Source organism: Roseateles sp. GW821-FHT09H10 (assembly GCF_059415865.1).
The window spans coordinates 1,409,030-1,434,638 of sequence record NZ_JBWKOB010000002.1; the positions used below are offsets into that span (position 1 = coordinate 1,409,030).

A 25,609-nucleotide genomic window follows, 5' to 3' on the forward strand; every position below is an offset into this window, starting at 1 on the left:
CCGGGTCGTGAAGCCCTCGGGTGAGGGCGTCGTTGGGATGGGTGCACTCTAGGCGCTTGACCGATGCGGCGGCGGGCAATATTCACTTGCGCGTACTGATAATCCCGCCATGTCCGCCCCCCAGCACGCCCCCGCCGAATCCTTCTCAGAAGCCGAACTGGAGCGCCTGCAGCAGCTGTTGGATGCGCTGCCGGCGCCGCTGGAGCCGCTGGACGTCAGCATGCTCGACGGCTATCTCTGCGGCGTGCTGCTGCAGCCCGAGGCGGTGCCGCTGAACGCATGGCTGCCGCCTTTGCTGGACAGCGAGGGGCGCCCCACGCCGGCTCGGTTGAATGACGAGCTGCTGGCCCTGCTGCGGCGCCGCCACAAGGAGCTGAATGTCGCCATCGCCGGCCGGCAGTGGTTCGACCCCTGGATCTTCGAGCTGGACGATGTCGAGAACCCGAGCGAGACCGTACTGCCCTGGGTGGCCGGCTTCGCCCACGCCCTGGATGCCCATCCAGCGCTGATGCGCCTGCCCGAAGAGCCCCTGCTGGAGCCGCTGGCGGCCATCTACCTGCACCTGGACCCCGACGACCTCGAGGATGCCGATGCGCTGCTCGAGGAGATCGAGTCGCTGGAGCCGCCGGTCGACCTGGAAGAGGCCGTCGAGGGCCTGGTCAGCGCGGTGCTGATGCTGGCCGACGTTTCTCGACCCGTCAGGCCCCAGCAGGCGCAAAGACCCGCTGGGCGTGCAGGCCCAGGCCGGTCGCGACCGAAGCAAACCGGTCGCCGCTGACGCGCGCCGCCTGCGGGAAGCCGGCGGCCATGCCGTCGACCAGCAGGCGCAGGCCCGTAGAACCGCCGGTGAAGTAGAGGGCGTCGATCTGTTCGGCCTTGAGGCCGGCCAGGGCCACGGTCTCGTGGGCCGTCGAGATGATGCGGTCGAGGTCGGCGCGCAGCGCGTCCACGGCGGTCTTCTCGCTGAGCGGCAGCACCAGGCCGGGCTCGATGTGGCCGAGGTCCACCGTCGTGTCCTCGCCGCCGGAAACGGCGATCTTGGCGCCCTCGGCGCGGGCGGCCAGTTCATGGCCGAGGCGCTCCTCCAGCACCGTCATCAGCCGCGCATGCTGGCGCACGTCGGTGAACCAGCTCTTCATGCCGCGCCACTCGGCCACGCGCAGCGGCGAATAGCAGGTGTTGATGAGGTGCCAGGTGGCGAGGTCGAAATAGATGCCGCTGGGGATCTCGCGGCCGCTCGGCCCGGTGGCGCGGTAGCCGAACTCCTGCAGCAGGCCGGCGAGCTCGATGTGGCGGTCGAAGTCGGTGCCGGCGATGTGGATGCCGTGGCTGGCCAGGATGTCGTCGCGGCGCGCCAGGCGCTGCATGCGCTCGGGGCCGACGCGCACGATGGAGAAGTCGCTGGTGCCGCCGCCGATGTCGGCCACCAGCACGATCTGCTCGCCCTTGCCTTCACGGATGGCCTGCTGCTCGAAGTCGAAGGCGGCCGCGATGGGTTCGTACTGGAACTGCACCTCGCGAAAGCCCACGGCGCGGGCGCAGGCCTCGAGCTGGGCCTGGGCGGCGGCGTCGCGCTCGGGCTCGCCATCGACGAAGAACACCGGCCGGCCCAGCACGACGCGCTCGGGTTCACCGGCCAGACGGCGCAGCCGCTTCAGATAGCCGCTCACGATGTCCGCATATTTGGCACCCCGGCCCCCCCCGACATCGGTGGTCTGGTCGATCAGCGGCGAGCCCAGGATGCTCTTCATGGAGCGCATCAGCCGGCCGTCATGGCCCTCCACATAGGCGGCCACGGCGGCCCGGCCGAAGGCGCGCGGCGGGCCGTCGGCGTCGTGCGGACCTTCGGCGAAATAGAAGACGGCCGTCGGCATCGTGCGCTGGCCGGGCTCCAGCTCGATGAGGCGCATGGCGGCGCTGGAGGCCTGGGGCACGGCGACGGCGGAATTGGAGGTGCCGAAGTCGATGGCACAGAAAAGGGAAGACATGTTCATGACGTCACGCCGGAGCGAATCTACCCCTGGGGGCATCACTGACAAGGGGCGCGGATTCTAGGAACACAATCGCGCGCCTGTATTTGGGAGATTCAATGAAGACGCGTCATTTCGCCCCGCTGCTGCTCGTCGCCGCGCTGGCCGCCTGTGGCCAACGCTCCGAGCAGGACATCTTCGCCGCTGCGGAAAAGCGCATGGAGCAGAAGGACGTCGGCGGCGCCGTCATCGAGCTGAAGAACCTGCTGCAGCAGAACCCCGAGAACGCCAAGGCGCGCCATCTGCTGGGCAAGGCCCTGCTGGAGGCCGGTGACGTGGCCGGCGCCGAGATCGAGTTGCGCCGCGCCTGGGAGCTCGGCGCGCCGCGCGACGAGCTGGCGCCGCTGCTGGCGCAGACGCTGCTGCAGTCGGGCCAGTCGCGCAAGCTGATCGGCGAGTTCTCCGACCAGACCCTGTCGGACCCCGTCGCCCAGTCCAAGCTGCAGCAGCACCTGGCGCTGGCCTTCCTGGCCCAGGGCAATGTGACCGAGGCCAGGGCCGCCGCCGGCCGCGCGCTGCAGTTGCAGCCCGACTCCGAGGACGCCGTCATCGTCAGCGCGCGCACGCGGCTGGCGGCCGGTTTCCCGGACGAGGCGATCGTCTCCCTCGACCAGGTCATCCTGAAGAATCCCAAGGCGGCCAAGGCCCTGCAGCTCAAGGCCGAGGTGCTGCTGGCGCGCGGCAAGCTGGAAGAGGCCGAGCCGCTGCTGCGCGAAGTGCTGGCGCTGGACCCCAACTCCTACGACGCACGCTCGCTGCTGCTGCGCCTGGCCTTCGGCAACCAGAAGCTGGACGTCGCGGCCAAGCTCGTCGAGGAGATGCCGCCGGCCGTGGCCAAGAAGCCCCAGGGCCGCTTCATGCAGGCCCAGCTGGCCCTGGCCAAGGGTGAGGCGGCCAAGGCCAAGGAGCTGGCCGTTCCGCTGCTCAAGCTGATGCCCAACTACCTGCCGCTGCTGCGCCTGGCTTCGGGTGCGCACCAGCAGCTCGGCGAGATTGCCGACGCGGAAAACCTGCTGAACCAGGCCCTCAAGCTCGCACCGGAAGACCTCGCGCTGCGCCGCCAGTTCGCCGGCCTGCAGCTGCAGCGGCGCTCACCGGCCAAGACGCTGGAGACCCTGCGCCCGCTGATGGAGAGCGGCAAGGCCGATGCCGAGTCCCTGCTGCTGGCCGGCAAGGCGCAGCTGATGCAGGGCAATTTCGAGGCGGCCGACCAGGCCTTCGGCGCCGCCGCCAAGCTGCGCCCCGATGACGCCAAGACCAGCGCGGCCCTGGCCCTGTCGGCCATCATCCGCGACAGCGCCGCGCCAGGCGGCGCCAACCGCGCCAAGGCGGATGCGGCCATCGGCCAGCTGCGCGACATCGCCGCCAAGGACAGCGGCAGCAGCTACGACCTCATGCTCATCAACGCGCTGCTGCGCCGCAATGACCTGCCCGCGGCGCTGACGGCGCTGGACAAGCTGGTGCCGAAGATGAAGGGCAGCCCGGTGCCCGATGGCCTGCGCGGCCGCATCCACCTCGTGCGCAAGGACAACGCCGCGGCCCAGGCCTCCTTCGAGGCGGCGCTGAAGGCCGATGCCGGCTATCTGCCGGCCGTGCTGGGCCTGGTCACGCTGGACATGCAGGCCAACCGCAGCGAGGCGGCGATCAAGCGCCTGGAGGCCTTTGTCGCCGGCCAGCAGCGTTCGCCCCAGGCCCGCCTGGCCCTGGCCGACCTGCTGGCGCAGACGCGCGCCCCCCTCGAGAAGGTCACGGAGGTGCTGGCCACCGGCGTGCGCGAGGAGCCGACCGAAGCCGCGCTGCGCACCGCGCTGATCGACCACCAATTGCGCGCCGGCGACGTGGCCAAGGCGGCCCAGTCCGCCCAGGAAGCGTCGGCGGCCATGCCGCAGAACCCGGACCTGCTGGAGCGCCTGGCGCGCACCCAGCTGGCGTCGGGCGACCGGGCCCAGGCAGCCAAGACCTATTCGCGCCTGACGGTGTTGGCACCCAACCGGGCCCAGGGCTGGCTGGGTCTGGCCCAGCTGCGCTTCCTGGAGAAGGACGACGCGGGCGCCGAGCGGGAGGTCAAGCGCGCGCTGGAAGCCGAGCCGGGCTCGGTGCCGTCGCAGCGCCTGCAGATCCAGCTGGCGGCCCGCCAGGGCCGCACGGATGAAGCCCTGGCCGCCCTGCGCGAGCGCCAGAAGAAGTACCCGCAGGAGGCCTTCGCGCTGATCGCCGAAGCCGAGATCGAGGCCAACCGCCAGCGTCCCGATGCCGCCATCGCGGCCCTGCGCAAGGCTGCGGCCCTGCGCGAGCCGGGGGATGCGCCGGCTCGCCTGTTCGCCACGCTGATGGTGAACAAGAAGCGCGACGAGGCGCTGGCCTTCGAGACGCAATACCTGGCGGCCCACCCGCAGGACCAGGCCTTCCCGGCGGCCACGGCCGATGTGCTGCTGGCCCGCGGCGATTTCGACGGCGCGCTGACCCGCTACGAAGCCCTGCTCAAGCGTGCGCCGGAGGCCCTGCCGGTCATCAACAACGTCGCCTGGCTGCGCAGCAGGACGGGCAAGCCGGAGGCGCGTGCGCTGGCCGAGCGCGGCCTCAAGATCAACCCCGACTACGCGGCCCTGCGCGACACCTATGCCACCGTGCTGGCCAACGAGAAGGACTTCAGCAAGGCGGTCAGCCTGCAGCGCCAGCTGATCAGCGATCAGCCCGACCAGCCAGCCTACAAGCTCAATCTGGCCCAGATCCTGATCCAGTCCGGCGACAAGCCGGCGGCCAAGGCCGAACTCGAGGGCCTGGCCAAGCTGGGCAAGAAGTTCCCGCAGCAAGCCCAGGTCGAAGCGCTGCTGAAGACGCTTTAAACGCTGCCGTAGAAGCCGAAAGCCATCTCGGGCTTTCGGCCGGCGATCAGCTCCGCCATCGCGTGGCCCGAGCCGGCGCCGTGCGTCCAGCCCAGGGTGCCGTGGCCGGCGTTGATCCACAGGTTGCGCGCGCGTCTGCTGCGGCCGATATAGGGGATGTTGGTCGGCGTGCTGGGGCGCAGGCCGGTCCAGTAGTTGGGCTCGCTGGTGTCGGCCACGCCGGGGAAGAGCTCCTCGTAGCGCCTGACCAGCGCAGCACAGCGCACCTTGGCCGTCGGTGAATCGAGGTTGAGGTCGAAGCCCGACAGCTCGGCCGTGCCGGCGATGCGGATGTGGTCGCCCAGGCGCGAGATGGCGATCTTGCGCGTGTCGTCCAGCAGGCTGACGACGCTGGCCGCCTCGGGCTTCTTGAGGCGCAGCGTGGCGGAGTAGCCCTTGGCGGGGTAGATGTTCAGGTGCTCGCCGAGGGGCTGGACCAGGGCCGGCGTGTAGGAGCCCATGGCCGCGACGAAGGCGTCCGCCTTCAGCATCTTGCGTTCACCGCTGCGCGTATGGGCGATCTGCACGGCCTCGATGCCGTCGCCCCCGCGCTGCAGGGCCAGGATGTCGTGCTCGTACAGGAACTGCGCGCCGCGCTCGGCGCACAGGCGCGCCAGCTTCTGCGTGAAGACCATGGCGTCGCCGCTTTCGTCGCTGGGCGTGAAGGTGCCGCCGAAGATGCGGCTGCCGAAGGTCGCCAGGGCCGGCTCGACCTTGAGCACCTCGTCGCGGTTCAGCACACGGCGGTCCACGCCGTGGCGGCGCATGATCTCGGCGCCCGCGGCGCCGTTGTCGAAGTCGGCCTGGCTGGAGAAGAAGTGCAGGATGCCGCGCTCCAGGCGGTCGTACTCGATGCCGGTACGGGCGACGAGCTCCTTCAGCGAGGCGTGCGAATAGCGGCCCAGCTGCACCAGCTCCTCGACATTGCGCTCGAAGGCGGCGGTCGTGCATTGCAGCAGGAAGGCCAGGCCCCAGCGCCACTGGTTGGGGTCCAGGCGCGGGCGGAACAGCAGCGGCGAGTCATCGCGCAGCAGCCATTTCGCGACCTTGAAGGGCGCGCCGGCATTGGCCCAGGGTTCGCAGAAGCTGACCGAGATCTGGGCGCCGTTGGCGAAGCTGGTCTCCAGCGCGGCGTCCGGCTGGCGGTCGACGACGATGACTTCGTGCCCCTCGTCGAGCAGATACCAGGCGGTGGCGATGCCGATGATGCCGGCGCCGAGAACGACGATCTTCATGGCGGTCCTTCGAGTTCTTAGAGGGGTTGCAGGAGGAGTTGTAAACCCAGCGCCGCCATCAGCACAGCGACGAGGGCGTCGATGACGCGCCAGGTGTGGGCGCTGCGCAACCGCGGGGCGGCGGCCGCGGCGCCGAAGCCCAGCAGGCCGAACCACATCGCCGAGGCCACGGCCGCGCCGGCGGCAAAGGCGGCGCGCAGCTCGGACGGCTGGCGGGCGCCCAGGCCGCCGAGCAACACGACGGTGTCCAGGTAGACGTGGGGGTTCAGATAGGTGAAGGCGAAGGCGGCCGACAGCGTCGCGCCCAGGCTGGAGGCGGTGCCGGCGGCCTCCAGGCCGGCGGCGGGGCGCCAGGCGCGGCGCGCGGCCAGCAGGGCATAGCCCAGCAGGAAGGCCGCACCGCCGAAGCGGAAGATCTCCAGCAGCAGGGGCTGGCCCTGGATCAGCGCGCCCAAGCCGAAGACGCCCAGGGCGATCAGCAGCCAGTCCGACAGCGTGCAGACCGCGACGACGGCGCCGACATGCTCGCGCTTGAGTCCCTGGCGCAGCACCAGCGCGTTCTGCGCGCCGATGGCCAGGATGAGGCCGGCGCCCATGACCCAGCCCTGCGCGAAAACGGCAGGCGCGGTGACGGAGGCCAGGGCAGAGGCGGGCATCGGCGGATTCTCTGCATGGGCCGCGATTTCAAGAAGCGTCATTCATATTCTTCGCCATACATTAGCGGTGCTTATGAATGACTTCGATCCCGCCACGCTGGACTGCCTGGCCGCCCTGGCCGACGAGCAGGGCTTCGAGCGCGCCGCCCAGCGCCTGTCGATCACGCAGAGCGCGGTCTCGCAGCGGCTGCGGGCCCTGGAGGCCCAGGTCGGCCAGCCCCTGGTCGTGCGTTCGCGGCCGCTGCGGCTGACCGAGGCCGGCAAGGTGCTGCTGCGCTTCGCCCGCCAGCTGCAGGCCCTGCGCGTGGACGTGGCCCGCGAACTGGGCGAGCGGGTCGCGCCGCAGTCGCGCCTGGCGATCGCCGTCAATGCCGACAGCCTGGCGACCTGGGTCATGCCGGCGCTGGACGGCCTCGTGCAGCACGGCCTGCGCGAGGGCTATGGGCTGGAACTCGTCGTCGACGACCAGGACTTCACCCACGACAGCCTGCGCCAGGGCGCCGTGCTGGGCTGCGTGTCCACGGTGGCCGAGGCCCTGCAGGGCTGCCGGGTACAGCCGCTGGGGGTGATGCGCTATGTGGCGGTGGCCAGCCCGGGCTTCCTGGCGGCCCAGTTGCCCGACGGCCTGCATGCGGGCAATTTCGCTGACACGCCTTTCCTGGTCTTCAACCGCAAGGACGACACCCAGGTGCAATGGGTGTCGCAGGCCTTCGGCGTGCGCGGCCCCAGGCTGCGCGAGCGCTTCGTGCCGTCCAGCGAGGCCTATGTGAGGGCCGTCGTCATGGGCTGGGGGGTGGGTGTGGCGCCCGAAATCCAGGTGCGCCCGCTGGCCGAGGCGGGGCAGCTGGTCATGCTCAGGCCGGACATCAGCGTCGAGGTGGCGCTGTACTGGCACCAATGGCAGTTGCAGGGGCGGGGCGCCCTGCTCGATCAGATTGGCGAGGCGCTGGCCGATGGCGCCCGGCGGGAGCTGGCCTGATCAGCGCGTGGCCGTGGCCGGCGCGGAGGCCGCCGCCGCGGGCGCGGCAACCTGGGCCAGCAGCAGCGTGGGGCCGCCCTGCTCGGGGTGCACGGCGTGCGCCATCCAGAGCGTGCTGGCAAGCACGGCCGCAATCAGGCCGCTGGCGACCCACTTCAACAGTTCTGAACTCATGCAGTAAGCCGGGGGGCTTTGAGGAGGCGCAGCTTAAGCGCCGGAGCTTGCGAACCTATCCTGAGCTCTAGGGAGGTGCAGAAAAGAATTGCAAAAGCGCAACGCCCCCCTTGGATTGGGGGCCGCCGCCTCGGAAGGCCCATCGCCACTGGGAAAAACAGGCGTTGCGGCCGTGCGGTAATGCCAGTAGAGGCAATATTTACTCACAGATGAGGGGTTCGGTTGTCACACGAATCCCGCACACTGAGTTCACGGTGCTGATGTTGTTGTCGGCCCGTCATGCGAGTGAGGTCTGCCATGCGATTCGTTCCAGCGCTGCGTTTCTTCCGCCGTGACGTCGCCGCGCGCAGCGAGCCCGATCCGGCTGATCTCGGCACCGCCTTCGGTCTGGATGCCTGCCTCGACGGCGTCGGCTTCAGCGAATACCGCAGCCAGCCGCCCAGCGATTTCCTCGAGTCCCAGTCGGGTCAAGCCCAGCAGGAATCGCCGTTGAGCTGGTTGTCGCGCCGGACAGCCTAAATCTTCGGAATCCGGATCCGGCTCACCATCAGCGAGCCGGACAGCAGGAACATCAGCACCAGCGGGTGCAGCTTGAAGCCCGCCAGCCACCAGACGCCACCCCAGAGCGCATCGCCGACGGCTCCTTGCGCCGCGGCCACCCATAGCACCGCCACGAGCAGCATGGACGTCGGGATGGGCGTTCCCTCGAAATACGCGACCTTGTCCGAGCCGGCACTGAGCTTCTCGGCCGTCACGTTGTAGCGCGCCAGGCGGCTGACGCCGCAGGCGACGAAGAACACCAGCACGACGCGGTCGTACAGGCCCTGCATGCCGCAGCCATAGGCGATGGCGGCCGGCGCGACGCCAAAGGAGATGACGTCGGCCAGGGAGTCGAGTTCGCGGCCCAGGGCCGAGCTCTTCTGGCGCCAGCGCGCGATGCGGCCGTCCAGCACGTCGAAGGCCAGGGCCAGCGGGATCAGGGCGCAGGCGTACTGCAGATGCTTGGACTCGCCGCTTTGCAGATAGGTCATCACCGCGAACAGCGCGCCCATGCCGGCGCAGGCATTGCCCAGCGTGAACCAGTCGGCGAGATGGAACTCGCGGATCATCGAAAAAGGCTTGGGCTTGTCCATGTCTGCCGACATTGTGGACCGGCTCAGGGCGATTGCGTCTCGGCAGGAGGTTGCAGGCGCAACCAGGCCTTACGGGCGAGATGACGCGCCAGCAGGCCCACGGGCATGCGCAGCCAGTGCGAGCGCACATACAGGGCCAGCCGCGCAAAAGGCGTCAGCGGGCCGTCGCAGCTGTCATGGACGGGCATCAGCGCACGCCCGTAGCAGGCGTCCAGCAGGGCCTGCCGGCGCGGCGCATCGGCCGCGGCGTCGCGCATCACTTCGGCCGGCACCGGCGTGCCCAGCAGCCGGGTCGTGTAGCGCAGCGCGTGAAAGAGGGGGCGGCTCAGGCCCAGCATGCGGGCCCGTGGCACCAGCTCTGCCCAGAAGTCCGGCTCGCGGCCGAAATCGCGCAGCAGCGCGTCGAGGTCGAAGAGGTCGCGCAGGCCGTTGTCCAGCTCGCCCTCGTGGAAGAGGTGGGCGGCGCTGTGCAGGAACATGGTCACCGGCGCCAGCACATGCAGGCCCGGCAGGTCGGGCAGCGGCCGGGCGTCCTCGAACAGCGCCGCCGTGTTGACCTTCACGCGCGCCGTCGGCGGCAGGATGCTGTGGTGCAGGTCCAGGGCGGTGTCGCGCTGCTGGTGGTACAGCGGCGGGATCTCGTGCATCCACTGGCGGTAGTAGCGGCTGTCGTAGTCGCTGATCTCGGCGTCGAAGGCCCAGCCGGCGCCCATCAGGCCCGCTTCCGCGGCCTCCATGCTGGCCTTGGGGACGAGCAGGTCGATGTCGCCGAACAACCGGCCCTGTGCTGCCGGCAGGCCGGCCAGCAGATAGGCCGCACCCTTCAGCAGGATGGGCTGGATGCCCAGCGGCAGCAGGGCCGCGCGGATGCATTCGGCCTCCCAGCGCGTGGCGATGCGCTGGCGGCGGGCGATCAGCAGGGCCGCGCGCAGATGCCGCACCGGAGCGGCGGGCAGGGCCTGCAGCTGGGGTTCCAGTGCCGTGGCGAGGCGGGCGATCAGGTTGGCCCGGCGGGCCTGGCGGATCAGCAGGTCCCACTGCGCGGCACTGAGCCCGGCGGCGCTGGCGGGCGCCAGCAGCACCTCGACGAGCAGGGGCCGCTTCATGGCTCGCCCGCCAGGCGGTCGAAGACGTCCACGGCGTCCTCCAGCCTTGAATAGCTGAAGGCCCAGCAGGCGGCGCCCTCCACCAGGTCGGCCGTGGCCTCGAAGCCGTCGACGCCATGGATGTCGTAGTTGAAGGCCTGGTCGGCCAGCAGCAGATGGGCCTGAGCCTTGGGCAGGGGCTCCAGGCTGGCCGCGGCGTCGGGCTCGTAGCTGGGCACGACGATCCAGGCCGGCCGCGCGCCCTCGCGCACGCGCGGGATGGCGTCCCTTGGGGCCTTCATCAGCGACAAGGTGCCCTTGAGCGTGTCCGGCACGGGCTCGGTGAGCACGGCGTCGGGAGCGAAGGCCCGCATCAGCGGGATGGCCTGGTTCTTCAGGTTGACCGGCCGGGCCAGCCCGTAGAGCAGGTGGTCGCGCGGGTCCAGCAGGGCCAGTTCATCGGACAGCAGCCGCCAGCCGCGCTGCGCGAGAGCGGCCGTCAGCGTGCTCTTGCCCGAGCCCGGCGGCGCCGGCAGCACCAGGGCCCGGCCGTCACGCTCGAGCACGGCGGCGTGGTAGACGACGAAATGATGGGCGTGGGCGGTGACCGCCCAGTTCAGCCCCCACTCGATCATGTGGAAGGCCTGGGTGGCCGGCAGCGTCGTGAAGGCGGCCAGGCCATCGGTCGAGAAGCGCGCCTGGCGCTTGCCGGCCAGACGCCGCCACAGGGCATGCCAGCCGCGGTCGAAGTTGACGGCCAGATGGAAGTCGGCGAACTCGTCATCGCGGCCCAGCGGGAACTCGCCATACAGGCGCAGCAGGTCCTCGGCGACGCGGGGCACGTCGGATTGCAGCCGGGCGACAAAGGGCGGCAGGTGCAGGGTCAGGCCCGGCCCGCGCAGGCGTCGGTGCAGTTCTCCCTCTCCCAGGGCCGCCAGGCGCTGGCTCATGCCACGGCCGTCACCAGGTCCAGCCGGGCGAGTTGCTCCAGCTTGGCGCCCAGCAGTCTCGGCACGGCGTCGGCATCGAGGTCGTCGGGCAGGGAGTCGCGCAGCTCGGCCACCAGCTCGTCCAGGCTCCAGGCCTGCTGGCGCAGCAGATCCAGCAGCTCCAGGCCGAGGGCATCCATGAGGTGGGTGTTGCCGCTGGCGGCGTCGTAGATCACACCGGCATCATCCCATTCCCGCACGCGCAGGGCCTCGGCGCGGATCAATTGCCAGCGCGCGGGCACGGCGAAGAGAACGCGAGGCGGGCGCGAGCGGCCCTGGTCAGACGCAGTTGTCGTCGGCGCAGGCGACGAAGTTCTTCTTCAGGTACTTGATGATGGTGGCCTGATCCCACTGGGCGCCGGTCGGGCCCACATAGGTGGCGGAACTCATCTTGACCAGCACATTGGTCGTGCCGGGCATCAGGCACTTGTTCAGCGTCGAGTTCAGAACCTTGAAGTTCAGCCAGGCCACGAGCATCAGCTTTTGGAATTCGCCGCAGGTCGAGGAGCCGCCGACCAAGCTGCCGTTGAAGGGGCTGGTCGCCGGCTTCTTGGCCGTGCCGTTCAGGATGCTCCAGACGGTGTCATTGCTGTTGATGCCCAGGATGCTGGCGCAGCCCGTGCCCGACAGCAGCTGGGCCACCGTGTAGCCCTTGTAGTACGTCGAACTCGTCGTCGTCGTCGTGTTGCGACTCAGCGGCGTCTGCGCCCAGGGATTCGTGTTCAGACCGGCGCGCGTCGAGTTGTTCAGCCAGCAGGTCGTCGTGTAGGTCTCGTCGGGGAAGAGCCGGGTGGCGTCCCGCGAACGGGTGTAGGAGCTGTTGGACTGACCCTGGGCGGAACCCCAGGTGGATGCCGTGTTGCAGTGCCAGGCCATCACGGGGCGGCTGGCCAGCGTCAGGGCGGTCGGGACGGCAGCGCCGCCCAGCTTGATGAAGCGGCGGCGACGGGCCGAGGCCAGTTGGCGGGCGCACACGTCGACAGACGCCGGCGCCTGGGGCGTCGACCGCGGGTCGTTGTGGTGGTGTTCGCTCATGACAGTGGGCCTCGTATCGTTTTGGTTGCACCAGTTGAGGGAGCAACTTCCCTGGAATTCAGGGCGGCCGATGCTACTGGAGGGCTCGGCTATTTGGATGGAAGTGTTTCACACAAAGCCTTTTGGGGGTCATCTGGCGCCCCCTTGATTGGGTGGGCCCAAATTGGGGACTCATAGGGCGGCTGACGAAAAGGTGTCACATGCCTTCAGGTCGCCGGCTTCCAGGCCGCGCTTGAACCAGCGCACCCGCTGGGCGCTGCTGCCATGGGTGAAGCTTTCGGGCACGACGGCGCCCCGGGAGCGCTTTTGCAGGGTGTCGTCGCCGATCTGGGCGGCGGCGTTCAGGGCTTCCTCGATGTCGCCCTGCTCCAGCCAGCCCTTGCCGCGCTGGGACAGCTGGGCCCAGACGCCGGAAAAACAGTCGGCCTGCAACTCCAGCTTGACGCTCAAGGCGTTCATTTCACGTTCCGAAACGCGGCTGCGGGCCCGGTCCAGCTTTTCCGTCGTGCCCATCAGGTTCTGCAGATGGTGGCCGACTTCATGGGCGATGACATAGGCCTGGGCGAAGTCGCCGGGCGCCCCCAGCCGCTGGCGCAGCGTGTCGTAGAAATCCAGGTCGATATAGACCTTGCGGTCGCCCGGACAGTAAAAAGGCCCCATGGCGGACTCGCCGGTACCGCAGGCCGTGGGCACGCGGCCCCGGAAGACCGTCAGCTTGGGCATGGGGTATTGCTGGCCGCTGCGCTGGAAATAGGCGCTCCAGACATCCTCGGTGTCGGCCAGGACGACCTTGACGAAGCGGTAGCCGGGGTCCTGGGCATGGGAATCCGCGGCCGGCGCCTGCACGGGCGCGCCACCGCCGCCGCCATCCAGCAGGCCCAGCACCGTCAGCGGGTTGATGCCCAGGGCCCAGGAGGCCAGCAGGGCCACGACGATGCCGCCCACGCCCAGCCCCCGGCCGCCGATGGGCAGGCCGCGCCCGCCACCCCCACCGCCGCCACGGGCGTCCTCGACGTTCTCACTCTCGCGCTGGCCTTCCCACTTCATGATGGCTCTCCTGCAGATCGCTTCATCCTACGGCCCATGACCGCGGAAATGCAGTCTGTCGCGCGGCAACGGTGCCGCGTCTGTCGGTCGGACAAACTGCCGTCATCGCCTGAACCGGGAAGCCAGAAATGAAACGACTCGCCCTCTTGATCCTGATCGCCGCCGCCTGCGGCACCGTCTCGGCCAGCGACAACGACTGGCGACTGAGGATCAAGAAGGAGTCCGACGGCTGGACGGCCCATTTCAGCGGCCCCATCGAGTACGGCAGCGGCAAGAACCGCATCAAGGGCTCGGGCGTCAAGGTCGAGAAGGCGCGCAGCCTGGGCGCTTTCAGCAAGCTGCGCATCGAAGGCCCCTTCGACGTCAAGCTGGCGCAGGCCGGCAGCGACCAGGCCACCGTCGTCGCCGACGACAACATCGAGCCCCTGGTCGAGACCGTCGTCGAGGGCGATGCCCTGGTGGTGCGCATGAAGCGCGAGGTCGGCTTCACGACGCGCTCGGCGCCGGTGGTCCGCGTCGATGCCCGCGCCCTGCAGGCCATCGCCATCAACGGCTCCGGCGACCTCGCCGCCGATCGCTTCAAGGCCGACAGCCTGAACCTGAGCATCGTCGGCTCCGGCGATGTGCATTTCGGCCTCGTCGAGGTCAAGGACCTGAGCGTCAGCATCAGCGGCTCGGGCGATGTGCGCCTGGCCGGCCGGGCGGACCAGCAGAGCTGGTCGGTCAGCGGTTCGGGCGATGTCGATGCGCGCTCCCTGGCCGGCCGCGCCGCCAAGGTCAACATCAACGGCTCGGGCGATGTGTCCATTGGCGTCACCGAACAGCTGGACGTCCAACTGAGCGGTTCCGGCGATCTGAGCTATGCCGGACGCCCGCAGTTGCGCCAAAGCGTCAGCGGCTCGGGCGAGATCAGCCGCCGTTGACGCGTCGCGGCCCCAGAATCGGGCCGTGAACCCCAATGACCTCTGGTGGCAGACCCTGGCCGATGGCCCGCTGCTGCTGGCCCTGTTCGACGCTGGCGACCGCCTGCTGCAGGCCAATGCGGCCTATCGCCAGGCCTGGGGCCTGGATGCCGAAGCGGCGCCGGACTGGAGCGAGATGGTCGAGTCCGCCCGCCGGGCCGGCCTCGGCCCCGTCGATGCGCCGGAGCGACGCAGCCGCATCGCCCAGCGCGGCTATGAGCAGGCCTGGCGCGACGGCCGGCGGCTCTGGTGGGTGGAGCAGCGCACGCCGGACGGCGGCCTGGCCCTGACCGGCGTGGACATCAGCGCGCTGGCGGGGCCGCGCCCCCTGACCGGCCAGTTGCTGACATCCCAGGCCGGCCGCGAGCTGCTGCAGGCCCTGCTGGCCGACCCGCGTGCCTGGCCCCTGTCCGTGGCCACGCTGGCCGTCGAGGCCGACCCGGCCGAACTGCTGGCCCGCATCCGGGGCGAGGACGGCTGCATGCGGCTGGACGACGGCCGCCTGCTCGTCATGCTGCCCTCCACCGGACCGGCCCAGGCCGTCGCCCTGGGCGAGCGGCTGGGCGCGCTGACGTTGACCGAAGCCGTCTGGGGCGAGTCCGCGGCGGCGCTGATCCTCAGGGCTTGAGCTTCAGGTCGCGGCCCTGGGCCTGGGCGGGGGCCTTCAGTCCGGCGACGGCCGCCAGCGACGGCGCCAGGTCGGCGACCTCGGCTCTCTCCTTCATCTCGCCCTTGCCGACATAGCCCGGCCCCCAGAACAGCAGGGGCACATGGGTGTCGTAGTCATACGGGCTGCCATGGGTGCTGCCGCCGGCGCGGTAGCTGAAGATCCAGCCGCGCTTCAGCACGATCTGCAGCTGGGCGGCGCGCGACGGGTCGTAGGACTTGCGCATGGCTTCCAGGTAGGGCGTGGCCTTGTCGCTGCCCAGCAGCTGCTCGCGCGTGAAGACGGCTTCCACGCCCGGCAGCTTCAGCAGCTCCTCGCGGGCGGCGGCCTGCACGTCGGCGAACTTCAAGCCCTTGTCGGCCGCGAGCTTCTCGTTCATCAGCAGGCCGGAGGCAGAGAAGCCCCAGGCCAGCTTGTCGACGCCGAACCTGGCGGCCAGCGCGCCGTTCACGGCGGCCAGGGCCGGGCCGCTGGTGAAGCGGCCCGCATCGCGGCCCTGGGTGACGGCCCATTCCGGCGTGTCGGTGAAGCCATGGTCGGCCGTCAGGGCCAGCACATAGTTGCCGGCGCCGACTTCCTTGTCGAGGAACTGGAAGAAGGCCTGCAGATGGCGGTCCAGGTGCAGGGTGTGGTCCTGCGACAGCCGCGACTCGGGGCCGAAGGCATGGTTGATGTAGTCGTGGCTGGACAGGCTGACCGACAGCAGGTCCTGCACGCCGCGCTGGCCCAGCTGCTCGTTCTTCACCGCCGCGCGGGCGAAGGCCAGCGTCAGCTCGTCGCCGAAGGGCGAGGCCAGCAGGCTGCCGTAGAAGCGCGGCCCTGGGCCGTCCATCTTGTCGCCGACGACGGTCGGCAGCCGGTTGCCGTTGCCGCTGGCGATCTGCCAGGACTGGCCGTCCGGCACGGAGCGCGCATAAGCCGTGTCGGGCAGAAGCGGCGACCAGGTTTTCTTGAAGAAGGCGTCGGCCGGCCTGGCGGCGTTGAACGCCGTCACCCATTGCGGGTGGGCCTGCATGTAATAGGTGCTGGATGCGAACCGGCCGGTCTCGCTCATATACATATAGGCCGTGCCCTTGTGGCCGCCCGGCAGGATGGCGCCGCGGTCCTTGCCCGAGATGGCGATGACCTTGGACGTCGGCGAGCCGGTGCGCAGCACGTCGCCCAGGGTCTCGACCTTGAGGTTGCGCGGGCTGGTGCCGGACAGCGGCGCGGTCGGGCTGTCGATGTATTGATAGTCCGGATCGCCGGTGTTGTAGACCTGCTCGCCGGTGGCCGGGTTGCGCCACTCGTTGCTGATGATGCCGCTGCGCTGCGGATAGGCGCCGGACAGCATCACCGAATGGCCGGCCGCAGTGACGGTGTGGCCGTGGCCGTAATGGGCGTCGGCGAACCAGCGGCCCTGGTCGAGGAAGCGGGCAAAGCCGTCGGGAGCCAGCTGGTCGCGGTAGCCGGTCACCTGGCGCATCGGCAGGCCGTCGATGACGACGAGGACGAGCAGCTTGGGCTTGTGCGCTGCCGTCGCGGTCGCCGGTGGCGCCACCGTCGTGCAGGCGGACAGGGCGGCAGCAAGTGCGAGGCTCAGCAGGCGGCGGCGAGTGTGCAACATGACGTTTTTGTGACAGTGGATCCGCGAGCTTACGTCGTCACAATGTCTGGCTTGTAAACGCCATGGCCGAACCAGAAGCTTTCGATCCCACCCACGCGCTGGACGGCTGGCGTCCGCCCGCGCCTGCTGCCCTGTCCGAGCTGACGCTGGACAGCTTGCTGCATGCGAACGCCAGGCAGGACGCGCCGCTGGCGGCCCGCATCGATACCGAGGGCTTCGACCCGACGCATCTGCTCGATGGCTGGCGCCCGCCGGCACCGGCGCCGCTGGACCTGAACCTCAAGGCGCTGCTGCGTGGCGGCAGCGGCCCGGACCCGGCCAAGCTGGCGCGACTCAAGGCGCGCGGCTACGAGATGCTGGATGTCGAGGACGTCGAACTGGCCGAGGCGCCGCCAGCGCGAGTGGTGCTGGAGGCCTGGGTCCCGGAGATCCCCACGACGCCCCAGCCGGACCATGCGGATCTGGCGCCGTCCTTGGCCAGCGAGGACGCGGTGCAGGCCCGGGAAGCGGTCGACCTGCCGCTGCCCGACGAATCGCTCTGGCCCCTCTTCGCGGAGGAGGCGCAGGTGCTGGATGCCAGCGGCGCACCGACGGCCGATATCGAGGCGGCGGTCACCGATGAATTGCCGGAGCCCGAAGCGGAGGCAGCGATGGCGGTCCTGGCGGAGATGTCAGAGCCCGGGGTCGCTGAACCTGACAGGGGTGAGGCCGTCCCGGAGCCTGAGGCGCCCGCTGTCGGCGAGACATCGGCCTCAGCGTCGCCGATCGAGCCTCCGGTGCTTGATTTCCACGCCCCCCCGCCCGAGCCGCCCCGCGCACTCGACGACATCCGACTGCCTTCCGTGGCGGCAGCGCCCGCCGTGGTCGAGTCGCCGGTGCTGGACTTCCGCGTCGCACCACCGCCGCCCGACCCCGATCCGGAGTCGGTCATCGCCGGCATCGAACTGCCCCAGGTGAACCCGCCGCCGGTCAGCGCCGAGATGCCGGAGCTGGACATGGCGGCGCTCACGCCTCAGCCGCCAGCGCTTGATCCGCGCTTGCTCGCGCATTGGCAGGCCGACGCCTGGACGGCGCTGGCGCGGCAGGTCGCCGCTGCGAGCGAGGTGCTGGCGCAGACGCCGGCCGGCCTGCGCGTCGAGAGTCGCTCGCCGCAGTGGCTGTGCGCGATCTGGCCGCCGCAGACCCAGGACGCGTCGCTGGGCCGCTGGCCCGAACTGGCGGCCCTCGTGGCGGCCGAAACGAGGGCCGATGCCCTGCAGCAGTTGCTTGCCGAACTGCCGGAGGCGGCGCCCTTGTGGTCGGCCGGCCTGGAAGTCGACTGGGATCTGGTCGCCGAACTGGTGCTGCATCAGGACACCGGGCTGAAGGCCCCCGAGGCGCGAGCGCTGCAGGAGTTGGCCGAGGCGGAGCGCAAGGCGCGCCTGGCACGCCTTGGCGAAGCCTATGCGTTGCAGGGCCGCGTGGCGAGGCGGCGCGCATGACGAGCGGCCTGGCGCCGCTGCTGGAGGTCGACGCCGGCCTGGCGCGCATCACGCTGCGCCGGCCGCGCCAGGCCAACCGGCTGGCCGTCGAGGATCTCGACAGCCTGAGACGCCTCATCGACGAGGTGAACAGTGCCGAGGCCGTGCGCGTTCTCGTGCTGGCCGGCGAGGGCAAGCACTTCTGCAGCGGCTTCGACCTGGGCGCCCTGGGGGCCATCGACGCCGGCGCGCGCTTCGGCGAATTGGCCGACGCGCTGGAGGCCGCGCGGCCCATCACCGTGGCGCGCCTGCACGGCGGCGTCTATGGCGGGGCGGCCGACCTGGCCCTGGCCTGCGACTTCCGCCTCGGCGCCCCGGCGGTCGAGATGTTCGTGCCGGCGGCGCGCATCGGCCTGCACTTCTATGCGGGCGGCCTGCGGCGCTTCGTCGATCGGCTCGGCCTGCCCACGGCCAAGCAGGTGCTGCTGGCCGGGCGCACGCTGGATGCCGCCGCCCTGCTGGGCTGCGGCTATCTGGACCAGCTGCTGCCCGATGTCGAAACCCTGGACGCGGCACTGGCGGCCCTGACGACCGAACTGCTGGACATGGCCCCGCTGGCCCTGCTGCCGATGAAGCAGCATCTGAACGCCATCGCCGCCGGCCGCCTCGATGCAAAGCAGCTCGCCGCCGACATCCTGAAGGCCCGCGATTCCGCCGATCTGGCCGAGGGCCAGGCGGCCTGGGCGGGCAAAAGACCGGCACGATTCAAGGGGGGTTGAAAGCCCTAGGCCGGGGCCTTCGCCACATCGTGGAAAATACGGGGCCTGCGCGCCTGCCCGCGCGCCCCTTCTAAACACTCTTCGACAGGACCAGCGTGGCCAAAGAAACCACCAAGACCACCATCGAAGCGGATGGTTTGCGCTACCGCTCCAAAGCCCCGGGTTCGCCCTTCGCGGCAACTTCCTCTTTCGGCGCGGCCACGATGTCGTGCTTCCTCTGTGGCAAGCATCGCCCGCGCGCGATGCTCAAGTCCAAGAAGCTGCTGGGCAAGTCACAGCCCGTCTGCTCGCCGTCCTGCAAGGAGCTGGACGCGCAGATCGCCGCCAAGTAAGACCTTTTTGCCTCGCCCTGTGCGAGGCCCATGAATGACCAAGCGCCGCCACGGGCCCCGTGCCCGTGGCGGCGCTTCCCTATTTCAGCCCTGGCGAAAGCAGCGCCCGCAGACCGAGCGGTAGCGCGCGTTGCCGCCGATTTCGACCTGGGCGCCCTCGGTGACCTTGCGGTTGCTGGCGTCGACACGCATGTTCATGGTCGCCTTGCGGCCGCAGTCGCAGATGGTCTTCATTTCGTCCATCTCGTCGGCCAGGCCCAGCAGGGCCGCCGAGCCGGGGAAGAGCTCGCCCTGGAAATCGGTGCGCAGGCCGTAGCAGATGGCCGGCAGATTGCGCAGATGGGCCATCTCGTGCAGCTGCTGCACCTGGCGCTTGGACAGGAACTGCGCCTCGTCGATGAGGATGCAGGCAATGCCGGGGTTGTCACCCATCAGGGCGATGAAGTCGGTGTCGGCGTCGAACTGCTCGACCTCCCGCTGCGGGCCCAGGCGTGAGGTGACAAAGCCGCGGCCATAGCGATCGTCCAGCTTGGCCGTGAAGATGCGCACCTTGTGGCCGCGCTCCTCGTAGTTGTGGGCCACCTGCAGCAGGGCGGTGGATTTGCCGGCGTTCACTCTCGCTCCAATCCCCTATCTATACAAAGAATGGCATCGCTGCGGATAAGCGACTGTCAACCATAGAAAAGCTGGCAGAGGGCGGCGCGTCGATGCATACATCGAAGTGCAAAGTTTGAAGAGCGTTCGGCGCCGCCAGCGGTCTTGAGATGGTCGACCGCACTGGACGTGGGGCGTCCATCTTTCTTCGAGCACGGGCGTTGTCGTCGAGCCTGCCCCACGCAGGCGAATGGAGGCGTTCAGTTATCATTCTTCCCATGCTTACGCACATTCGTGCATATCTTGAGAAGAATCCCGGTGCTAAGGCAGGCGATATTGCTCGATATCTCAAGGTAGATAAGAGCAGCGTAAATAGCCTGCTTTACAGCAATGCTGACGTCTTCTTGCAGGGCGACGGATATCAATGGTTCATACGACCGATCGATCTTAGGATAGAACTAGGGGACGAATGGCTGACTTCGAGACAGTTTGAAAGGAAGCTGCAGCTTCATGACTCGATATGGAATGCTAAAGATACCCGGGTCATTTTCGGAGTTGATAGTTGCAAACTTATGTTGGAAGCTCAGGCCAGACTCTTGGCCCTCTGTAACCAATTAAGTGAGGCAAACAAGAAGATTGCGCTTGATTTCAAAGACTCCTCTAATAGCTCACTGAGCTTTCTTGATCGCAACGGATTCTTTGAGCTCCTATCTAAGGACGTCGAAGTCCTTCCCGAGCGGCCGCAGACAGGACGTGCGCAAAGCTACCGAGGCAACAATGAAGGCCTAATCGAACTGCGAACGATCGATCCTACCGAAGAAGATGCGACCGTTATTGAACTCATCCACAAAAGCTTTCTAAATTTTGCGGGCAAGACCTATGACATAGCGGCATTCACGATCCTTTCGGAACTCTATACAAATGTTGTTGAGCACTCGGGAACGTCATCTCATGGGTTCGCTGCATTGCAGTTTTATCCTAGTAGTAAGAAGATCCAGGTAGTAATTTCTGATAACGGTAAAGGGATCGTGGGTACGCTGGCGCCTCTACTCGGATCGAGATATCCAGACGTTGCAGAGAAAATTAAGGAATCTTCTGATCATCAAGGAGTGGCTCTTCTAAAAGAAATCTTCATTCACGGCTCAATCTCGCAAAAAAAGAAGAACGGCAGTGGATTAGGTCTTAAGCGTTCAGGCGATTTGGCAGAGAAGTTCAGAGCGACATTCACGGTACGCCAAAGCGATTTCGAGTTAAAGGTTTACCACTCACCGGACGGAGTGAGATTCGCTCATTGGCTCAACTTGGCACGAATTGACGGAACGCACATCTGCTTCGACTTTCGGCTTGACGCGGCGTAGGATGCGTCGTTAAATTAAGCAAATGAACCAGAACTCCATCGTCGTGAACCTTCGAGAGTTCACGGACAGCGAGCGGCCGTTCGGGAACATCCAGGGCAAAGCCGTCTTCCAGAAGCTGAGGGACTTTGTCGAGCAGAACTCCGCGGCGAAGTTCGTCGGCATCACGCTCAAGGACATTGAGGCGACCGACGCCTCGTTCCCACGTGAGAGCGTCGTTTCGCTGGCAAAGCAGCTGCGCGGCGAGGTGGGCATCTACTTGATGGACCTGCACGACCGAGATCTCATCGACAACTGGGCTTACGCTGCTCGCGCCAAAGAACAGCCTCTGGTCATCTGGGACCACTCGAAGTTCGAAGTGATCGGCCCCGAGCAGTCGCCGGCAACCAAGCTACTGGTCGACTACGTGATGGAGCGGGGCGCAGTCCTTGCATCACAGGCTGCGGCCGACCTTGACCTGTCAGTGCAGAACGCGAGCACCCGGCTCAAGAACCTGGTGAAGGACGGTTACCTGATGCGCGTGGAAGAGGTGGCTGCAACCGGCGGCATCGAGTTCCAGTACCGCGCGATCAAGGGATCTGATTAAACCGCTTGCTTTAAGCCGAGGAAGCTGCTAGTCTGATGGCAAGTCTTCGGCGCTCAGCCGCAGGCGATTTTAAACAGATTCATTTAAGCAGATAAGGAGCTGCCATGAATTCGACCCAGACTTCCACGTTGCCCATGCAGGCAAGCGGCGAGGCCAAGGACCGCGGGCACATCATTACGATCGAGATCGACGGCGTTTCCCGCTCCATCGAGCAGGGCAAGTACGTCGTGAGCGCGCTCAAGGCGATGTTCAACATCCCTGCCGAGTACGAACTCGACCGCGTTGTTGGCGGCAAGTTCATCCCGCTGGCCGACGACGAGACCATCCAGGTACACCCCAAGGAACAGTTTGTCAGCCACGTTCGCCACGGTGGCTCGTCGTGAAGGCGACGGACGAGGAAATCAACGCCCTCAAAGCGTTGAGCCCCGGTGCCACCGCGATGAGCGAGGGTGGCGGCCACTATGTCTTCTTGCCCGGACTGCGCCTGTTGGGAGCCGGGCAGGAGCGAGTGCTCGACGGGCTCCTGGCTCTGACGAACAGCGGCTACACGACCCGGCTGTTCCTCTCGCAGCCGGTGCCCGAGCGTGGCGCCAACTGGACGACCCACCTGCTCTTTGGCCGGACTTGGCACACCTGGTCCTGGAACAACGTACCGCGCGAGCAAGCGGCGATCCAGATCCTGCGCGAACACATGGAGGCGCTCAAATGAAGACGGTCTTCCGCATCGCACAAGGTCTGCTCAACCAGATTCATGCCGACCTCGATCGCCGTCATGCGTTCGCCCATGAGCGCGTCGGCTTCATCGCCTGCGCGACCTCGGTCGTCCCGGGCGGCATGCTCCTCCTGGCGGACGACTACTTGCCGGTAGCGGACCATGACTACGTCGACGCCCCCATGGTCGGCGCGATGATGGGACCCGCAGCCATTCGCAAAGCGCTCGAGTACGCGTACGGCCGTAGCGGCGCCGTCATGCTGCACGTTCACCGTCATGAACACCGTGGCAAGCCGGGCTTCAGCAGCGTGGACATGTCGGAGAGCGCCAAGTTCGTGCCTGACTTCTGGAAGGTGCGCCCTGGCTTGCCGCACGGCATGGTGGTGCTGAGCCACAACGAGATGACGGGTATGGCCTGGGACCCTCCCACGCGCCGTCCCCGGACGATCAACCAGATGTCGGTCGTGGGCCGGCCGCTGGGCATCTTCGGCAAATGGTGGCGCTGATGCGAGCACACCTGAAACGCCAAAGCTTTCTCGGCCCGGACAGCGACGCGCGCATCGCCTCTGCGCGAGTCGGCATCATCGGGCTCTGTGGTGGCGGCTCACACGTCGCCCAGCAGCTCGCTCACATCGGCGTGGGCCACTTCGAGCCGATGGACTTCGACCGGGGCGACCAGACCAATCGAAATCGCATGATTGGGCTTACGGCTCGCGCGGCACTGCAAGAGCAGCTCAAGACCGATGTCATCCGTCGGCTCATCAAGGCCGTGAACCCGGCGGCAAAGGTCAATCCCTTTGCGGGGCGGTGGCAGGACAACGTGGCAGCGCTGCGCACTTGCGACGCCATCTTCGGCTGCGTGGATTCATACGATCAGCGCGAGCAACTTGAGCGGTTTGCTCGGCGCTACCTGATCCCCTACGTCGACGTCGGCATGGACGTCACCGGCGAGGCCAACCGCTTCGCCATCTCCGGCCAGGTCATCCTGTCGATGCCCGGCTGCCCCTGCATGCGATGCATGGGCTTCCTGACCGACGAGTTGCTGGCCGCGGAAGCGAAGCGCTACGGTGCTGCAGGCGGTCGACCGCAGGTCGTTTGGCCAAATGGCATCCTGGCATCCACGGCCGTTGGCATCTTTATGAGCTTGCTAACGCCCTGGCACGGTGCCACGCAGCCGCCGCTGTACAGCGAGTACGACGGCAACCGCATGACTGTCACCCCGAGCCGCCGCCTGAGCTACCTCAGCGAGACGACGTGCCCACACTACCCGCTGCTGCGGGGGGCTCTGGGGGACGTGCAGTGGGGGGCGGATCGAATTGTTGCCGCCGCTTAGTAGCTCTTGCAGTCGCACATACACCGTGCCAGTAGGCTGCCGGCTGCCGAGTCAGATCGTCCTGCGGCGCCGAGCGCCAATCTCGATTGATCTCAAGTGGCCGATGCCGTACAAACCATCACCAAAATGCAAATACAGGGATGGGAGCCATGGCAAGAGCAGACGTGATCCGAATCAGCAGGCTAGACAGGGCAGGTCGCGGACCCAAGTAAAAGGGGAGGCGCTACCCAAGCCTGCGATGGTCATCCCCGTCCAGCGCCTGAAGTTCTATCGGCGCGTTAAAGCCCTGGCACCGCTCGCCGTCAACAACCCCGACGGCGTGGAGCGGCTCGTCAAAGGCCTGCTCTACCTGTGGCAGCGAGCGGCCTATCCCCGCCTGGCCGCTGATCGTGCCCCCTATGGGAGCAGCGGTTTCATCGCCGAGGATGCGGTTCAGGACTTCGCTGCCTGGCTCTCCGAAGAGCCGTTTAACGAGGCGGCTTACTGGCTAGCGACCGCCTACGCCATGCTGGTAGGTGACAAGCTGCGCACCGAACGCGCGCTCTATTTCACCCCTCCGCAGCTGGCAGAGAGGGTCATCGACAACCTGGTGGAGCAAGGTGCATCTCTGACAACGCACCACTGGCACGACCCGGCCTGCGGCGGTGCCGCCTTCCTGGTGCCGATAGCTCAGCGCATTGCTGCAGCGCTTGCCGATGCAGGTTTACCCGCAGAACAGCGGCTCGAGCACATTGAGCGCCACCTCAGTGGCAACGACCTTGACCCCGTGCTTCTCGAAATCTCGCGGCAGTTCCTGCGGATGGCCCTCTCAAGCCTGATGACGGCCGCAGGTCGCGAACTCTCGATCCAGCTCTTCAAGGGCGACGGCCTGACCTCTCCGGCCATCGAGACTTTGAAGCCCGACGTTCTTGCCTGCAATCCTCCCTATAGGAAGCTCAAGGCAGCGGAACTGGAGCGCTATCGCAAGGCGCACGGAGATGTTGTGGAGGGGCAGCCCAACATCTACGGGCTCTTCATCAATCGCACCCTGCAGCTCGCTAAGCACGGCGGCCTTATCGGGCTGCTCACCCCAACCAGCTTTCTCTCCGGTCAGTCCTTCTCCAGGCTGCGAACAAAAATTCTGACCAACGCGTACACGCTGCACGTGGACATGCTTAGCGATCGAAATGCTATGTTCATCGACGTGGAGCAGGAGACAGCCATCACGGTGCTACGCACTCGCTCTCCCAGCAAGGTCGTCGAGTCGAACACTCGAGTGAGTGTGCTCAAGCCTAACGGGCAGTTCGAGGCCGTCGGTGCCTTTCTGTTGCCAAACTCAGGACGGCCCTGGCCCATACCTCGCGCAGCAAGCGATGCCGATCTTCTTCAGTCGGCAGAGTCCGCTTGTTTCACCCTTTCAGACTACGGCTACGTAGCGCGGGTTGGACACCTCGTCGCGTACCGTGACGCGCGTCCGCGCTTTGCTCAGCTGCCCGCATCGAGGTCTGACCGCGTTGTTGTCCCCCTGGTATGGGCAACCGACATCACACCAGACGGACGCTTTGACCATGGGCGCGAGTGTCGCTTTAGCCGCGATAGACGTTTCGTTCAGATCAGCTCTCTGAACGACTCCGGCGTCTTCACTAAACCTACCGTCCTATTGCAACGGCTGACGTCGAGCGATCAGAAACGCCGGCTGGTGGCGGCTGCAGTGCCTGAAGCGTGGATTGCCCAATTTGGAGGTTATGTCTGCGAGAACCACGTCATCGTGCTCGAACCTGTGAGTGAGGACGCAATGCCACCAGACAAGCTGGCGGCCGTCCTAAATACGCAGCCAGTTGACCGCGTCTTTCGCTCCATCTCGGGTGCTAGCAACGTTGCGGTCTCAGAGCTGAACGAACTGCTCCTGCCGGACCCCGTCCGCGTCAAGCGACTCAAAGGTGGCGCACCCGGTTTCGATGATGCGGTCCGGGCGACGTACCGGTCAACGGACTGA

28 protein-coding genes are annotated in these 25,609 nt (G+C 67.4%); 16 read left to right on the forward strand and 12 right to left on the reverse strand.

Features of this window, described 5'->3' with window-relative positions; genetic code table 11:
- Positions 1-109 precede the first annotated feature (109 nt).
- Positions 110-778 (forward strand): YecA/YgfB family protein, encoded by a 669-nt coding sequence (locus tag AC07OY_RS14630; protein WP_495043328.1) that lies wholly within the window; start codon positions 110-112, stop codon positions 776-778.
- Here AC07OY_RS14630 and AC07OY_RS14635 read toward each other — a convergent pair.
- Positions 699-1,994, reverse strand: coding sequence for an Hsp70 family protein (locus AC07OY_RS14635; RefSeq protein ID WP_495043329.1), 1,296 nt, complete (start codon positions 1,992-1,994; stop codon positions 699-701). The two genes, AC07OY_RS14630 and AC07OY_RS14635, sit on opposite strands and share 80 nt — an antisense overlap.
- Positions 1,995-2,089: 95 nt before the next feature.
- On the opposite strand from AC07OY_RS14635, the gene prsT reads away from it, so the two are divergent.
- Entirely contained in the window at positions 2,090-4,876 is a 2,787-nt protein-coding gene (gene prsT / locus AC07OY_RS14640) for an XrtA/PEP-CTERM system TPR-repeat protein PrsT (RefSeq protein WP_495043330.1), read from the forward strand.
- Here the strand turns inward: prsT and AC07OY_RS14645 are convergent.
- Complete coding sequence (locus AC07OY_RS14645) at positions 4,873-6,150, reverse strand: D-amino acid dehydrogenase (protein WP_495043331.1); 1,278 nt, start codon at positions 6,148-6,150, stop codon at positions 4,873-4,875. The genes prsT and AC07OY_RS14645 overlap by 4 nt on opposite strands.
- 17 nt (positions 6,151-6,167) lie before the next feature.
- Positions 6,168-6,806, reverse strand: coding sequence for a LysE/ArgO family amino acid transporter (locus tag AC07OY_RS14650; protein ID WP_495043332.1), 639 nt, complete (start codon positions 6,804-6,806; stop codon positions 6,168-6,170).
- A gap of 73 nt (positions 6,807-6,879) precedes the next feature.
- Here AC07OY_RS14650 and AC07OY_RS14655 point away from each other — a divergent pair, with 73 nt between their 5' ends.
- Complete coding sequence (locus AC07OY_RS14655; RefSeq protein ID WP_495043333.1) at positions 6,880-7,785, forward strand: LysR family transcriptional regulator ArgP; 906 nt, start codon at positions 6,880-6,882, stop codon at positions 7,783-7,785.
- Here the strand turns inward: AC07OY_RS14655 and AC07OY_RS14660 are convergent, their stop codons facing one another.
- The gene (locus AC07OY_RS14660) at positions 7,786-7,959 is read right to left on the reverse strand and encodes a hypothetical protein (RefSeq protein WP_495043334.1); all 174 of its coding nucleotides are present in this window, start codon (positions 7,957-7,959) and stop codon (positions 7,786-7,788) included. It lies immediately after the preceding gene.
- Between the two features lie 297 nt (positions 7,960-8,256).
- Between AC07OY_RS14660 and AC07OY_RS14665 the strand changes: the two genes are divergently transcribed.
- Positions 8,257-8,478, forward strand: coding sequence for a hypothetical protein (locus AC07OY_RS14665; RefSeq protein ID WP_495043335.1), 222 nt, complete (start codon positions 8,257-8,259; stop codon positions 8,476-8,478).
- Here AC07OY_RS14665 and pssA read toward each other — a convergent pair.
- From pssA to ypfJ, 6 genes are all read right to left on the reverse strand, one after another.
- Positions 8,475-9,092 carry a CDP-diacylglycerol--serine O-phosphatidyltransferase gene (pssA, locus tag AC07OY_RS14670; RefSeq protein ID WP_495043336.1) on the reverse strand — a complete coding sequence of 206 codons (618 nt, stop codon included), beginning with the start codon at positions 9,090-9,092 and terminating at the stop codon, positions 8,475-8,477. The genes AC07OY_RS14665 and pssA overlap by 4 nt on opposite strands.
- A 23-nt stretch (positions 9,093-9,115) precedes the next feature.
- Positions 9,116-10,198 (reverse strand): nucleotidyltransferase domain-containing protein, encoded by a 1,083-nt coding sequence (locus tag AC07OY_RS14675; RefSeq protein ID WP_495043337.1) that lies wholly within the window; start codon positions 10,196-10,198, stop codon positions 9,116-9,118.
- Positions 10,195-11,127, reverse strand: a complete 933-nt coding sequence (locus AC07OY_RS14680) for an HprK-related kinase A (protein ID WP_495043338.1) — start codon at positions 11,125-11,127, stop codon at positions 10,195-10,197. The genes AC07OY_RS14675 and AC07OY_RS14680 overlap by 4 nt, the downstream gene beginning before the upstream one ends.
- Positions 11,124-11,408, reverse strand: coding sequence for an HPr-rel-A system PqqD family peptide chaperone (locus tag AC07OY_RS14685; protein ID WP_495043339.1), 285 nt, complete (start codon positions 11,406-11,408; stop codon positions 11,124-11,126). The genes AC07OY_RS14680 and AC07OY_RS14685 overlap by 4 nt, the downstream gene beginning before the upstream one ends.
- A 37-nt stretch (positions 11,409-11,445) precedes the next feature.
- Complete coding sequence (locus AC07OY_RS14690; RefSeq protein ID WP_495043340.1) at positions 11,446-12,201, reverse strand: hypothetical protein; 756 nt, start codon at positions 12,199-12,201, stop codon at positions 11,446-11,448.
- A 171-nt stretch (positions 12,202-12,372) separates the two neighbouring features.
- The gene (ypfJ, locus tag AC07OY_RS14695) at positions 12,373-13,248 is read right to left on the reverse strand and encodes a KPN_02809 family neutral zinc metallopeptidase (RefSeq protein WP_495043341.1); all 876 of its coding nucleotides are present in this window, start codon (positions 13,246-13,248) and stop codon (positions 12,373-12,375) included.
- Positions 13,249-13,376: 128 nt separating this feature from the next.
- Between ypfJ and AC07OY_RS14700 the strand changes: the two genes are divergently transcribed.
- Both AC07OY_RS14700 and AC07OY_RS14705 read left to right on the forward strand, forming a co-directional pair.
- Positions 13,377-14,171: a head GIN domain-containing protein gene (locus AC07OY_RS14700; RefSeq protein WP_495043342.1), complete on the forward strand. Its 795-nt coding sequence runs from the start codon at positions 13,377-13,379 to the stop codon at positions 14,169-14,171.
- 25 nt (positions 14,172-14,196) lie between these two features.
- The gene (locus tag AC07OY_RS14705; RefSeq protein WP_495043343.1) at positions 14,197-14,838 is read left to right on the forward strand and encodes a hypothetical protein; all 642 of its coding nucleotides are present in this window, start codon (positions 14,197-14,199) and stop codon (positions 14,836-14,838) included.
- Here the strand turns inward: AC07OY_RS14705 and AC07OY_RS14710 are convergent.
- A complete protein-coding gene (locus tag AC07OY_RS14710) occupies positions 14,828-16,483 on the reverse strand; it encodes an alkaline phosphatase family protein (RefSeq protein WP_495043344.1) in 1,656 nt (551 codons plus the stop codon). The genes AC07OY_RS14705 and AC07OY_RS14710 overlap by 11 nt on opposite strands.
- Before the next feature lie 62 nt (positions 16,484-16,545).
- Here AC07OY_RS14710 and AC07OY_RS14715 point away from each other — a divergent pair, with 62 nt between their 5' ends.
- The 3 genes from AC07OY_RS14715 to AC07OY_RS14725 all read left to right on the forward strand — a co-directional run bounded on the left by AC07OY_RS14715 (position 16,546) and on the right by AC07OY_RS14725 (position 19,054).
- Positions 16,546-17,964: a hypothetical protein gene (locus AC07OY_RS14715; RefSeq protein WP_495043345.1), complete on the forward strand. Its 1,419-nt coding sequence runs from the start codon at positions 16,546-16,548 to the stop codon at positions 17,962-17,964.
- Entirely contained in the window at positions 17,961-18,722 is a 762-nt protein-coding gene (locus AC07OY_RS14720) for an enoyl-CoA hydratase/isomerase family protein (RefSeq protein WP_495043346.1), read from the forward strand. The genes AC07OY_RS14715 and AC07OY_RS14720 overlap by 4 nt, the downstream gene beginning before the upstream one ends.
- Positions 18,723-18,817: 95 nt before the next feature.
- The gene (locus AC07OY_RS14725) at positions 18,818-19,054 is read left to right on the forward strand and encodes a hypothetical protein (RefSeq protein WP_056266878.1); all 237 of its coding nucleotides are present in this window, start codon (positions 18,818-18,820) and stop codon (positions 19,052-19,054) included.
- A gap of 84 nt (positions 19,055-19,138) precedes the next feature.
- Here AC07OY_RS14725 and AC07OY_RS14730 read toward each other — a convergent pair whose 3' ends face one another.
- A complete protein-coding gene (locus AC07OY_RS14730; RefSeq protein WP_495043347.1) occupies positions 19,139-19,669 on the reverse strand; it encodes a thymidine kinase in 531 nt (176 codons plus the stop codon).
- A 257-nt stretch (positions 19,670-19,926) separates the two neighbouring features.
- Here AC07OY_RS14730 and AC07OY_RS14735 point away from each other — a divergent pair, with 257 nt between their 5' ends.
- The 7 genes from AC07OY_RS14735 to AC07OY_RS14765 all read left to right on the forward strand — a co-directional run bounded on the left by AC07OY_RS14735 (position 19,927) and on the right by AC07OY_RS14765 (position 25,609).
- The gene (locus AC07OY_RS14735; protein ID WP_495043348.1) at positions 19,927-21,006 is read left to right on the forward strand and encodes an ATP-binding protein; all 1,080 of its coding nucleotides are present in this window, start codon (positions 19,927-19,929) and stop codon (positions 21,004-21,006) included.
- Positions 21,007-21,028: 22 nt separating this feature from the next.
- Complete coding sequence (locus tag AC07OY_RS14740; RefSeq protein WP_495043349.1) at positions 21,029-21,589, forward strand: DNA-binding protein; 561 nt, start codon at positions 21,029-21,031, stop codon at positions 21,587-21,589.
- A 104-nt stretch (positions 21,590-21,693) separates the two neighbouring features.
- Complete coding sequence (locus AC07OY_RS14745; RefSeq protein WP_495043350.1) at positions 21,694-21,972, forward strand: hypothetical protein; 279 nt, start codon at positions 21,694-21,696, stop codon at positions 21,970-21,972.
- A complete protein-coding gene (locus AC07OY_RS14750) occupies positions 21,969-22,298 on the forward strand; it encodes a hypothetical protein (RefSeq protein WP_495043351.1) in 330 nt (109 codons plus the stop codon). The genes AC07OY_RS14745 and AC07OY_RS14750 overlap by 4 nt, the downstream gene beginning before the upstream one ends.
- The gene (locus AC07OY_RS14755; protein WP_495043352.1) at positions 22,295-22,807 is read left to right on the forward strand and encodes a hypothetical protein; all 513 of its coding nucleotides are present in this window, start codon (positions 22,295-22,297) and stop codon (positions 22,805-22,807) included. The genes AC07OY_RS14750 and AC07OY_RS14755 overlap by 4 nt, the downstream gene beginning before the upstream one ends.
- The gene (locus tag AC07OY_RS14760) at positions 22,795-23,634 is read left to right on the forward strand and encodes a HesA/MoeB/ThiF family protein (protein WP_495043353.1); all 840 of its coding nucleotides are present in this window, start codon (positions 22,795-22,797) and stop codon (positions 23,632-23,634) included. Before AC07OY_RS14755 ends, AC07OY_RS14760 begins: the two co-directional genes overlap by 13 nt.
- Before the next feature lie 238 nt (positions 23,635-23,872).
- Entirely contained in the window at positions 23,873-25,609 is a 1,737-nt protein-coding gene (locus AC07OY_RS14765) for an Eco57I restriction-modification methylase domain-containing protein (protein ID WP_495043354.1), read from the forward strand.